At 60.9% G+C, this 12,217-nt stretch carries 10 protein-coding genes; 4 read left to right on the top strand and 6 right to left on the bottom strand.

The window, feature by feature from the left end:
• Window positions 1–16 precede the first annotated feature (16 nt).
• Window positions 17–979: a CobW family GTP-binding protein gene (locus PSFL_RS15395; RefSeq protein ID WP_397470275.1), complete on the top strand. Its 963-nt coding sequence runs from the start codon at window positions 17–19 to the stop codon at window positions 977–979.
• Here the strand turns inward: PSFL_RS15395 and PSFL_RS15390 are convergent.
• Window positions 973–1,365, bottom strand: coding sequence for a DUF3301 domain-containing protein (locus tag PSFL_RS15390; RefSeq protein ID WP_057440575.1), 393 nt, complete (start codon window positions 1,363–1,365; stop codon window positions 973–975). The genes PSFL_RS15395 and PSFL_RS15390 overlap by 7 nt on opposite strands.
• 116 nt (window positions 1,366–1,481) lie before the next feature.
• Between PSFL_RS15390 and pdxY the strand changes: the two genes are divergently transcribed.
• A complete protein-coding gene (pdxY, locus tag PSFL_RS15385; RefSeq protein ID WP_057440574.1) occupies window positions 1,482–2,354 on the top strand; it encodes a pyridoxal kinase PdxY in 873 nt (290 codons plus the stop codon).
• 56 nt (window positions 2,355–2,410) lie between these two features.
• Here pdxY and PSFL_RS15380 read toward each other — a convergent pair whose 3' ends face one another.
• Window positions 2,411–2,896, bottom strand: coding sequence for an acyl-CoA thioesterase (locus PSFL_RS15380; RefSeq protein WP_057961210.1), 486 nt, complete (start codon window positions 2,894–2,896; stop codon window positions 2,411–2,413).
• A gap of 294 nt (window positions 2,897–3,190) precedes the next feature.
• Here PSFL_RS15380 and PSFL_RS15375 point away from each other — a divergent pair, with 294 nt between their 5' ends.
• Window positions 3,191–4,954: a cation:proton antiporter gene (locus tag PSFL_RS15375; RefSeq protein WP_057961209.1), complete on the top strand. Its 1,764-nt coding sequence runs from the start codon at window positions 3,191–3,193 to the stop codon at window positions 4,952–4,954.
• A gap of 52 nt (window positions 4,955–5,006) precedes the next feature.
• Here PSFL_RS15375 and PSFL_RS15370 read toward each other — a convergent pair whose 3' ends face one another.
• The 4 genes from PSFL_RS15370 to uvrD form a co-directional block, all read right to left on the bottom strand.
• Entirely contained in the window at window positions 5,007–5,414 is a 408-nt protein-coding gene (locus PSFL_RS15370) for an SMI1/KNR4 family protein (RefSeq protein WP_029290059.1), read from the bottom strand.
• Window positions 5,415–5,513: 99 nt separating this feature from the next.
• On the bottom strand, window positions 5,514–5,657 hold the full coding sequence (locus PSFL_RS15365; RefSeq protein WP_164844818.1) for a hypothetical protein: 144 nt from the start codon (window positions 5,655–5,657) through the stop codon (window positions 5,514–5,516).
• A 103-nt stretch (window positions 5,658–5,760) separates the two neighbouring features.
• The gene (locus PSFL_RS15360; RefSeq protein ID WP_029290048.1) at window positions 5,761–6,636 is read right to left on the bottom strand and encodes a Tim44 domain-containing protein; all 876 of its coding nucleotides are present in this window, start codon (window positions 6,634–6,636) and stop codon (window positions 5,761–5,763) included.
• 224 nt (window positions 6,637–6,860) lie between these two features.
• A complete protein-coding gene (gene uvrD / locus PSFL_RS15355; RefSeq protein WP_057961208.1) occupies window positions 6,861–9,044 on the bottom strand; it encodes a DNA helicase II in 2,184 nt (727 codons plus the stop codon).
• A gap of 280 nt (window positions 9,045–9,324) precedes the next feature.
• Between uvrD and PSFL_RS15350 the strand changes: the two genes are divergently transcribed.
• Window positions 9,325–12,204 carry a GGDEF domain-containing phosphodiesterase gene (locus tag PSFL_RS15350; RefSeq protein WP_057961207.1) on the top strand — a complete coding sequence of 960 codons (2,880 nt, stop codon included), beginning with the start codon at window positions 9,325–9,327 and terminating at the stop codon, window positions 12,202–12,204.
• Window positions 12,205–12,217 lie beyond the last annotated feature (13 nt).

Here is a 12,217-nt window from a genome sequence, read left to right as displayed (position 1 = left end):
CTGAATAATGTCCACGATGCTGCAGAATATTCCCACGCATGTGATTGCCGGCCCCTTGGGGGCTGGCAAGACCAGCTTGATCAAGCACCTGTTCACCCAGCGCCCGGCCAATGAGCGTTGGGCGGTGTTGATCAATGAGTTCGGGCAGATTGGCCTGGATGCTGCGCTGCTGACCCTGGATGACGACGGTATTGCCATCGGCGAAGTGGCCGGTGGCTGTTTGTGCTGTGTGAATGGTGCGCCATTCCAGATAGGGCTAGGTCGCCTGCTGCGTAAGGCCAAGCCGGACCGCCTGTTTATCGAACCCTCAGGGTTGGGGCACCCGGCGCAATTGCTGGCGCAGTTGCGCCAGGCGCCCTGGCAAACCGTGCTGGCCGTCCAGCCTTGTGTGCTGGTCCTGGATGCCCAGGCACTGGCGGCAGGCAGACCGTTGCCCGACGCGCAACGCGAGGCATTGGCCAGTGCCGGGTTGCTGGTGCTGAACAAGGAAGAAGGGCTGGATGCCGCGCAACGCAGCGTTATCGAAAACACATTACCAGCCTGCGAGGTTTACTGGACTCGACAGGCGCAACTGCCATTGGTCCGCCTGCCAGGGTTCGGCGTACAGGCCGGATCGCCTGTGGATAACTTTGAAGTGCCCAAGGGGTTGACGCAAATCCCGGCAATCTGGAGCGATCCATGCGTGCCGATTTGCCTGCACCAGGCGCAGGAAGGCGGCTGGAGCATCGGTTGGCGCTGGCACCCGAGCCAGCAGTTCGATCCCGCGTTGCTGCGGCAATGGTTGCAGGGCCTGGACTGGCGCCGTGCCAAATTGGTTATCCACAGCGCCGATGGTTGGGTTTCGGCCAACGCTGTGGATAACACCATGCTCACTTGGCAGCCCAGCGAATGGCGCCGGGACTCACGCATCGAGCTGATCTTCAGCGAAGAGAAGGACGTGGCAGAACTGCAAAAGGCCCTGGCCGCTTGCCGTCAGTGACGGCTCTTGCCGTGCTCCTGACGCCACTGGCTCAGTTCAATCACTTCGGCGCTGGGCGGCGGGGTCTTTATTTCAAACGGGTAGGGCGCCAGTTCGATCTGCGCACTGTGGGCCCCAAACTGGGTGATGGTGCCAGGGTGGCGGGCCTCACCGGTCACGGTGAACTCAAAGTTGTAGACCCGCGCCAAACGCCGGCGGCCGCTGGCGTCCTTGACGAAGCCGATGCGTTTCAAGGCCACGGCGCCGTCGAGCAATTCGATGTCGAGCTTGGCGCAATGCTGTTTGACCCTCTCCAGCGCACGCTCGCGCAAGCCGTGGTTGTGCCACACCCAGGCGGCAGCCGCCGCCACTAGCATCAGCACAAAGATATTTCCCAGGGTCAGCATGCGATTTGCTCCAACAAAGTAAGGCCAGCTTAACTGTGTCTCCGGTCTGTCGTACAGGATGCTTTTAGTCGCATACTGCGCGGCCAGAATTCAACGGTTTTACGGAAGTTTCCTGCATGAAACGCACACCTCATCTGCTTGCGATCCAGTCCCATGTGGTCTTCGGCCATGCCGGCAACAGCGCCGCCGTATTTCCCATGCAGCGAGTGGGGGTGAATGTCTGGCCGCTCAACACCGTGCAGTTCTCCAACCATACCCAGTATGGCCACTGGGCGGGAGAAGTGTTGGCGCCGCAGCAAATTCCGGCGCTGGTGGAGGGGATTGCGGCGATTGGCGAACTGGGCAACTGTGATGCGGTGCTGTCCGGATACCTGGGGAGCGCCGCCCAGGGGCGGGCGATCCTGAGCGGTGTGGCGCGGATCAAGGCGATCAACCCCAGGGCCCTGTACCTGTGCGACCCAGTGATGGGCCATCCGGAAAAAGGCTGCATCGTACCCCAGGAAGTCAGTGATTTTTTGCTGGACGAAGCGGTGGCCATGGCCGACTTCCTGTGCCCCAACCAACTGGAGCTGGACAGCTTTTGCGGGCGTAAACCGCAGTCGCTGTTCGATTGCCTGGGCATGGCGCGCGCCCTGCTGGCGCGGGGGCCCAAAGCGGTGCTGGTCAAGCACCTGGACTACCCGGGCAAGCTGGCGGACGGTTTCGAGATGCTGCTGGTGACGGCCGAAGGCAGCTGGCACCTGCGCCGGCCGCTGCTGGCATTTGCGCGCCAGCCGGTGGGGGTGGGCGACCTGACATCGGGCCTGTTCCTGGCGCGGGTGCTGCTGGGCGACAGCCTGCTGGCCGCGTTCGAGTTCACGGCGTCGGCTGTGCATGAAGTGTTGCTGGAAACCCAGGCATGCGCCAGTTACGAGTTGGAATTGGTACGGGCCCAGGACCGCATCGCCCATCCGCGCGTGCGCTTTGAAGCCACGCCGATCAGTCTGTAATACCCAAAATCCCCCTGTAGGAACTGGCAAGCCAGCCCCTACAGGGGGATTGTGTTTTACAGCGCGTCGGCTTTGATTTCCTGGTAGCGCTTCTCCAGCTCCTGGCGAATCTGCCGGCGCTGTTTGCCCTGGATAAACCGGCGCTTGTCTTCACTGTTCTGTGGCTGCAACGCTGGCACGGCGGCCGGTTTGCGGGCGTCGTCGACGGCAACCATGGTGAAGAAGCAACTGTTGGTATGGCGCACCGAGCGCTCGCGGATGTTCTCGGTGACCACCTTGATCCCCACTTCCATCGACGTGTTGCCGGTGTAGTTGACCGAAGCCAAAAATGTCACCAGTTCGCCCACATGAATCGGCTCACGAAAAATCACCTGGTCCACCGACAGTGTGACGACATAGCGGCCGGCATAACGGCTGGCGCAGGCGTAGGCCACTTCGTCGAGGTACTTGAGCAGGGTACCGCCGTGGACATTGCCTGAGAAATTGGCCATGTCAGGGGTCATCAATACCGTCATCGACAGCTGGGCGTTTCCGGGTTCCATAGCACACTCACGGTTGTAGGCATTGGTTGGGGGGGGCACCTCTGCGGATGCTCGAATCATTACAGCGCCATCCCTAACGGGACGCCGGGACGGGGCTTGCCGTCACGCCCAGGGCGATCTGTTTCCATATATTGCACCGGCTTTCTGCCGCAAGTCGCGGTGTTACCCTTGAAAAGCCCATTTCAAGGGCATTTCTTACGAATAAGGCAGACTTTTCCTTCCGCACATTGCGCGCCGTTGTGGCGGCTGCCTGGAATTCGGGACAGTGCCAGTACCCTCAAGGAGCCCCTCGCCATGCACGCCATCAGTTTTATCCAGGACTTGGCCGTGATCATGCTCGTGGCAGGGGTGGTGACCATCCTGTTCCATCGCTTCAAGCAGCCGGTCGTCCTGGGGTACATCGTCGCCGGCTTTATCATCGGCCCGCACACCCCGCCTTTCGGCCTGATCCACGACGAAGACACCATCAAGACCCTGGCCGAGCTGGGGGTGATTTTCCTGATGTTCTGCCTGGGCCTGGAGTTCAGCCTACGCAAGCTGTTCAAGGTCGGCGCCACGGCGTTTATCGCGGCCTTCCTGGAAATCATCCTGATGATCTGGATTGGCTATGAAATTGGCCAATGGTTCGACTGGAACACCATGGATTCACTGTTCCTCGGTGCGATCCTGGCGATTTCCTCGACCACCATCATCGTCAAGGCGCTCAACGACCTGAAGATGAAAAACCAGCGCTTTGCCCAACTGATCTTTGGCGTGCTGATCGTCGAGGACATCCTGGGCATCGGCATCATCGCCTTGTTATCGAGCATCGCCGTCAGCGGCACGGTCAGCTCCGGCGAGGTATTTTCCACGGTCGGCAAGCTCTCACTGTTCATGATCGTGGCCCTGGTGATTGGCATTTTGCTGGTGCCACGCCTGCTGGCCTACGTGGCCAAGTTTGAAAGCAACGAGATGCTGCTGATCACCGTCCTGGGCCTGTGTTTTGGCTTCTGCCTGCTGGTGGTCAAGCTGGAGTACAGCATGGTGCTGGGCGCCTTCCTGATCGGTGCGATCATGGCCGAGTCCCGGCAGTTGCTGAAAATAGAACGCCTGATCGAGCCGGTTCGCGACATGTTCAGTGCCATCTTCTTCGTTGCCATTGGCTTGATGATCGACCCGCAGATCTTGCTGCAATACGCGTGGCCGATTGCGGTGATTACTGTGGCCGTGGTGCTGGGCAAGATGCTGTCCTGTGGCCTTGGCGCGTTTATCGCCGGTAATGACGGCCGCACCTCGTTGCGGGTGGGCATGGGCCTGTCACAGATCGGCGAATTTTCTTTCATCATTGCGGCGCTGGGGATGACCTTGCAGGTCACCAGCGACTTTCTCTACCCGGTGGCGGTGGCCGTTTCCGCCATCACTACGTTGCTCACGCCATACCTTATTCGTGGCGCCGACCCATTGTCCTTGAAGATCGCGGCTGTGATGCCACAGCGTCTGAGCCGAGTGTTTGGCATGTATGGCGAATGGCTGCGCAGCATTTCGCCCCAGGGCGAAGGCGCGATGCTGGCGTCGATGATCCGCAAGATCATCTTGCAGGTAGGGGTAAACCTGGCGCTGGTGGTGGCGATCTTCTTTACCGGCAGCTTCTTCGCCGCGCGCATTGGAGGGTATCTGGAAGGCTGGATCAGTGATCCGAGCTGGCAGAAGGCATTGATCTGGGGTGGTGCGTTGCTACTGTCGCTGCCGTTTCTGATTGCCGCATATCGCAAGCTCAAGGCGCTGTCGATGCTGCTGGCGGAGATGAGCGTGAAGCCGGAAATGGCTGGGCGCCATACCCAACGTGTACGGCGGGTGATTGCCGAACTGATCCCGATTCTCTCGCTGCTGGTGATCTTCCTGCTATTGGCGGCCTTGTCGGCCAGTATTTTGCCGACCAACAAGTTGCTGGTATTGATTGCGGTGGTGACGGCCGCAGTGGCTGCCGTGCTCTGGCGCTGGTTCATCCGCATCCATACGCGCATGCAAGTGGCCTTGCTGGAAACCCTGGATAATCACAAGGACACGCCGGAGCATTGAGCGTATGTGGCGAGGGGGCTTTGCACACCGCCCCCTTGTCACTGGTTTTGGCTCAGCTTTCCAGCCACACGTCCCGCGCCCAGTGCCACACCGATTCCCATGACTCTTCGGTTACCAGTTCTTCTTCGCCGGACCACAAGACCACCGTGCCGTCTTCTTCGACGCAGTAGTAGTCGTCGCCATCCTGGCAAATCGGGATCAGTTCGCGAGGCACGCCGATATCCCAGGCATTGGCGGCGACTTCCGGCAGGTAAGTGTGGGACTGGGGGTCGGTGATGGTCACCGGCTCCAGGCTGCCATACACCACATCGCTGACGGTCAGCAGGAATTCCTTGAACACAAACGGGATGTTGATAAACAGCTGTTCTTCGACTTCCACCAGCTGGTCTTCGTCGGGCAGCTCCAGAGGAACCGGTACCGGTTCGTTGGCTTCACGCAATTGTTCGATAACTTCTTCCACGGCCGGGATCCTCATGCTAAATGGCGCGGTTTATAGGGGCGTTTTATACAGTAGCTCGCTATAAGTGCAACCGCGAAATAGAAAACCCGGGGTTATTGGTTAAAACTGCTTTTCCAGCTTTAGGCTGATGCTGTTTTTATCGTAGGAATAAAGCCAGTCGACATTGCTGACGATCTTTGTACTTGCCCCGTCAGACTGGGCACCGCCTCTAGCCAGGCCCTGCGGCTGGGCAATACGCAGCACGCCGACTTTTCCACAGGCAAAAAAACACCCCGGCTGTGCAGGCTTCTTAAAGCACTGCACAAGACCGGGGTGTTCGTTACAGCAGGCTGTAGGCCTTTGCGGATCAGCCGTTCTGGCGGATACCGGCTACCAGCCAAGGCTGGTTTTCGCCCTGTGGACGTTCCATGTTCCAGCTTTCGCTGAACACTTCGCCCTGATCGAAGCGCGAGGTCTTCGACACACCGCTGAAGGTCAGGGTGGCGATGGTCTTGTCGGCGCGGTCATCCACACCTTCCAGTTGTACGCGCAGGTCGTCGATATAGGTCGACTGGAAAGCGTCGCCCAACTCGGCACGTTCGCGCTTGAGGAACTCCAGCAGTTGCGGGGTCACGAACTCGGCGATCTTGTCCATTTCGTTGGCGTCCCAGTGTTGCTGCAGGGACTGGAAGTGGTTGCGGGCCGCTTCGACGAAACGCTCTTCGTTGAACCAGGCTGGCGCATTGATCACCGGACGAGCGGCAGCAGCCGGTGCCGCCGAGCCGCCGAAGATCGAACCCATGGCAGGCTTTTGCTCGAACACTTCACGCTGCATCGGCGCGCCGGCTGGAGCCAGGTGCTCCTGCTGCTTGCGGCGACGGGCGGCGATAAAGCGGAAGATCACAAAGGCGATGACGGCCATGATCAGGATGTCGAAGATCTGCATGCCCTGGAAGCCGCCGCCCATGAACATGGAAGCGAGCAGGCCACCGGCAGCGATACCGGCCAGAGGGCCCAACCAGCGCGAAGCACCGCCGGCCTTGGCAGCAGCGCCTGCGGCACCGGCTGCACCTGCGGTGGCAGCCGCTCCACCCATGCCGCCAGCGGCTGGGGCCATTTGGCTGGTCTGGTGGCTCGGCGCTGCGCCGGAGCTTTTACCGCCACCGAAGCGTTTGGCGTTGGCGTCGAGGCTCATCGTCAGGCCGATGCACAACGCCATGGCGATGCTAAGAAAACGTTTCATAAAGGGAATTCCCATTTGTGGATTGCACGCGCGCCATGTTGCACAGGTGTAGAGGCAGTGGCTAGCGGCATAATGTTTCGGGCTTTTGCGTAAGACCTATTCGGAATGGTCTGTAGGACTAATTACAGATATTGGCCCGTACGTGTGAAAAACAAGGGCAAGGCGACCCATTACACTGAGGTAGAGCGTCCGGTCGTTCCCACGCAGAGCGTGGGAACGCTCAGTCAGACCGCTTCGAGCTTGGCGTAACCCATCATCAACCACTTGCTGCCTTCGGCGAAGTTCACCTGCACTCGGGCCTGGGCCCCGGCGCCTTCGAAGTTGAGGATCACCCCTTCGCCAAAGATCGCATGCCTGACCTGCTGGCCAAGGCTGAACGGGGTCTCGGGAATTTCCGAACCGGCAAACATGCTGCTGGAGTTCTGCTGCTGGCCGCCGCCAAACGGCCGGCTGACGCTATTGGACAAGCGCACTTCCTGAATCAGCCCTTTCGGCACTTCCCGTACGAAACGCGAGACCTTGTTGTAGGTTTCGCTGCCATACAGGCGCCGTGTCTCGGCGTAGGTCATCACCAGGTTCTGCATCGCCCGGGTAATACCCACGTAGGCCAGGCGGCGTTCTTCCTCAAGGCGGCCGGGCTCTTCCAGGCTCATCTTGTGCGGGAACAGGCCTTCTTCCATGCCCACCAGGAACACGTAGGGGAATTCCAGGCCCTTGGCACTGTGCAGGGTCATCAACTGCACGCTGTCTTCGTGCTCGTCGGCCTGGGTATCGCCCGCTTCCAGGGAGGCATGGCCGAGGAACGCCGCCAATGGCGACAGGTCGGCATCTTCCTCACTGTTCTCGAACGCGCGGGCGGCGCTGACCAGTTCCTCAAGGTTTTCTACCCGAGCCTGGCCTTTCTCGCCTTTTTCCGCTTCGTGATAAGCAATCAGGCCGGACTGTTCGATCACGGTCTGGGTCATCAGGTGCAGCGGCATTTCCAGGCACTTGGCGGCGAGGCTGTCGATCAACTCGACAAACCCACCCAAAGCCCCGGCAGCGCGGCCGGTCAGGCCTTTATTGGCGATCAGCAGGCGCATGGCCTCCCACATCGACACATCGCTGTGACGCGCATGCTCGCGGATCGCCTCGACGGTTTTCTCGCCGATGCCCCGTGCCGGTACGTTGATCACCCGCTCCAGCGCTGCATCGTTGCCGCGGCCTTCCAGCAAACGCAGGTAGGCCATGGCGTTCTTGATTTCCGCACGCTCGAAGAAGCGTTGGCCGCCATAGATGCGATACGGGATGCGCTCGCGCAGCAAGGCTTCTTCCAACACCCGCGATTGGGCGTTGGAACGGTACAAAATAGCGATATCGCTGCGGGCCAGCCCGGTTTTCAGGGCGCTTTCAATGGTTTCGACCACATAGCGCGCTTCGTCGTGCTCGTTGAAGGCGGCGTAGAGGTTGATCGCCTCGCCTTCGCCGCCATCGGTCCACAACTCCTTGCCCAGGCGCCCGGTGTTATTGGCGATCAAGGCGTTGGCGGCCTTGAGGATCCCGGCGGTGGAGCGATAGTTCTGCTCCAGGCGAATAGTCTCGGCGTCGGGGAAGTCGTCGGAGTACTGGTAGATGTTCTCGATTTTCGCGCCGCGCCAGCCGTAGATCGACTGGTCGTCGTCGCCCACCACCATCAGGCTGTCGCCGCCCTTAGCCAGCAGGCGCAACCAGGCGTACTGCACGGCGTTGGTGTCCTGGAACTCGTCCACCAGGATGTGCCGGAAGCGCTTCTGGTAGTGCGCGAGCAAACCGGGGTTGTCACGCCACAGGTCGAGGGCGCGCAGCAGCAGTTCGGAGAAGTCGATGACGCCGGCTCGCTGGCAGGCCACTTCATAGGCTTCATAAATGCTGCGCATGGTGGCCAGGAACAGGTCGCCACTGGCCTGGATATGTTGCGGGCGCAGGCCTTCGTCTTTCTGGCCGTTGATAAACCACTGGGCCTGGCGGACCGGCCAGCGTTGTTCATCCAGGCCCAACTCGCGGATTACCCGCTTGACCAGGCGTTGCTGGTCATCGCTGTCGAGAATCTGGAAGGTCTGGGCCAGGCCCGCCTCCTGCCAGTGGGCCCGCAACAGGCGGTGCGCCAGGCCGTGGAAGGTGCCGACCCACATCCCGGCCGGGCTGATGCCCATCAACTGCTCGATGCGGTGGCGCATCTCGGCAGCGGCCTTGTTGGTGAAGGTCACCGACAGGATCGAATGCGGGGACGCGTTCTCGACCTGGATCAACCAGGCGATACGGTGCACCAGCACGCGGGTTTTACCGGAGCCAGCACCGGCCAGGACCAACTGACGGCCAACGGGGGCTGCTACGGCCTGGCGTTGGGCATCGTTGAGGGAGTTCAGCAAAAGGGAGAGATCATCGCGCATCGGCGCATTCTAGGGTGCCGGGGGAAGGGGGGCAAATCCCATTGCCGGGTGGTCGCTACAAAAAAACCGCCGGCGCTGTTCAATCGGTAAATATTCCAGCCACGGTGATGACTGGTAAGTCATCGTCTGTAGCCCGCGCCCTGTCTTGTTCAGCCCCTCTGGGTCCATGGTTTGCGGGGGTTTATTCGCGGATTTTTATGATCCAGAGCAGTTTGGTCTGCCCGTCTGCTTGTGTATGCTCCGTCGACGTTTCGGGCTCACCATTATAAGAACACTGCCTATGACCCTCAGCACTGACTTGCCCGGCCCTTCTGTCGCGCCGGAGCAGGTTATCCGCAAGCACTACGCCATGGAGATGGCGGTCGAGCGCACGCGTCTGTTGTACCAGGGGTCGTTGCTGCCCACGTTATTGATGCTGATTAACGGTCTGGTCTGCGCCTGGTTGCTCTGGAGCCCGCAGCGTTATGTGCTGGTCGGCAGTTGGCTGGTGTGGTTGCTGGCCCTGGTGGCGATGCGCGTGATCCAGGTGGCGGCCTTCGACAGCGCCTTGCCCAGCCGACAGGCTCAGCCGGTCTGGCGGCGGATGTTCATGCTCGGTTCGGCGGCCAGTGGCCTGACCCTGGCGAGTGCGGCCATTGCCCTGGTGCCCTTGGATAGCTTCGTGCAGCAGGCCTGGGTCTTTGGCCTGATTGGCGCGGCCACTTTATCGGCCAGCGTGGCTTACGCCGTGAGTTTGCCGGCGTTTTTGTCGTTTGCCTTGCCCTGCCTGGTGCCCACCATCCTCTATCTATTCTGCAGCGGCGAACCGCAACTGCAGGGGTGGAGTTACCTGGGCCTGATCCTGCTGGCATCCCTGAGCCTGGTGGCATGGCAGGTCAACCGCCTGATCCAGCGCGGCTTGCTGCGGCGCTTCCAGAACCAGGCCCTGATCGAGCACTTGCAACAGGCACGTCAGCGTAGCGAGCAGTTGAATCAGGACCTGGTGCGCGAGGTCGAGCAGCGCCGCCAGATCGAGCAGGAACTGCGCGAGGCCCAGGTCGGCCTGCAACAGCGCGTCGAACAGCGCGGCCAGCAATTGGACGCCGCCAGCCTGGCCCTGAGCAAAAGCGAGGCGCGCCTGGCCATGGCGTTGCAGGCCAGTGAGCTGGGCTTGTGGGACTGGAACCTGCAAACCGATGAAGTCCACCACACCCAACTCAAGGAGTTGTTCGGCCTGGAGCCGGAATACGTCACGGCGATGCTGCGCGACCTCAAGCCACGCCTGCACCCGGACGACTTGCCGCTGCTCAAGTACGCGCTGGTGGAGCACTTGAAAGGGCGCAGCGAGGACTATCAGGTGGAGTACCGTGTGCGCCATGGCGACGGGCGCTGGGTGTGGATCGAGGACCGTGGGCGCGCCGTAGAGCGCACCGCCAGCGGGCGCGTGACGCGCATGCTCGGTACCCGGCGCGATATCAGCGCCGGCAAGGCGGTGGAAGAGCAGTTACGGCTGGCGTCCACGGTGTTCGAGGCGGCCAGCGAAGGCATCGTGATCCTGGACCCGGAGTACGTGTTGATTGCGATCAACCAAGCCTTCAGCCGTGTCACCGGCTTTGATATCGACGACATGCTGGGGCGCAATGTCGTGGAGTTGCCGTGCAGCCGCGACGCTCGCCGGCACTTCCCGGTGATTCGCCAGGCCTTGTTGAACCACGGCAGTTGGCAGGGTGAACTGGTAGAGGCGCGCAAGAACGGCGAGCTGTACCCGCAATGGCTGCAATTGAGCGTGGTGCGCGATGTTCGGGGAAATGTCAGTCATATCGTGGGCTTCTTCGCCGATTTGTCCGCCCGCCGCGAGTCCGAGGAGCGCATGCGCTACCTCACCCATTACGACGAACTGACGGGCCTGGCCAACCGCTCGCTGTTCCGCGAGCGCCTTCGTGAGGCCCATCAACGGGTGCGTCAAGGCGGCCGCAGCCTGGCGTTGCTGCATATCAACCTGGACCGCTTCAAGCTGCTCAATGACAGCCTGGGCCACGAAATTGCCGACCAATTGCTGCAAAAAATGGCCCGACGCCTGATCAATGCCTTGCCGGAAGCCGACACCATTGCGCGACTGTCTGGCGACGAATTCGCGGTGTTGTTCGACGCCTATGGCAGCCTGTCGAGCCTGGCGCGGGTGGCCACCCGACTGCTGGCCAAATTGCGGGTGCCGGTGGCGGTGGAGGGGCATGAGTTGGTGGTCAGCGCTTCAATCGGTGTCAGCCTGTTACCGGATAACGCGCGGGAAATTTCCGCATTGGTCAGCCAGTCAAACATGGCCATGCAACACGCCAAGCATTTGGGCGGCAATAACTTCCAGTTCTATACCGACAGCTTGCAGGCCAGCACCCTTGAGCGTTTGCAACTGGAAAACCAGTTGCGCAAAGCCATTGATGAGCGCCAGTTGAAGGTGTTCTACCAACCCAAGCTGTGCCTGGCCACCGGCAAGATGAACGCCGCCGAGGCGCTGGTGCGCTGGGACCATCCGCAGTGGGGCAGCGTGCCGCCGGGTGATTTTATCGGGCTGGCGGAAGAGACCGGGTTGATCGTGCCATTGGGCGAGTTTGTGTTGCGCCAGGCCTGCTGGCAGGCCTGTGAATGGCAGCGCCAGGGCCTGGCGCCGATCCGCGTGTCGGTCAACCTGTCGGTGCACCAGTTGCGCCAGGGCAAGTTGGTCAGCCTGGTACGCCAGGTGCTGGACGAAACCGGGTTGGCCCCGCAGTACCTGGAGTTGGAGCTGACTGAAAGTCAGTTGCTCGACAGTGTCGAGCACATCATCGCCACCTTCCAGCAACTGCGCGATCTGGGGGTGAAGCTGGCCATCGACGACTTTGGCACCGGCTATTCGTCCCTCAGTTATCTCAAGCGCATCCCGGTGGATTACGTGAAGATCGACCAGACCTTTATCCGCGGCCTGGGCCAGGGGCGTGAAGACTTGGCGATTACCCGGGCCATCATTGCCATGGCCCATGGGTTGTCGCTCAAGGTGGTGGCCGAGGGTGTGGAAGATCAGCAGCAGCTGGATTTCCTGCGCGCTGAAAACTGCGATGAGGTGCAGGGCTATTTGATCAGCCGGCCGATCGAGGCCGAAGGACTGGCGGATTTGTTACGGAAAAATGCAGATTTTCCTGACGGCTAGCCAGGCGCCATCG

Source organism: Pseudomonas sp. DD1 (genome assembly GCF_044510355.1).
Lineage (GTDB): Bacteria > Pseudomonadota > Gammaproteobacteria > Pseudomonadales > Pseudomonadaceae > Aquipseudomonas > Aquipseudomonas shahriarae.
Note: the sequence above shows the minus strand (reverse complement) of the source record. Positions and strands in the feature narration are given on the sequence as shown.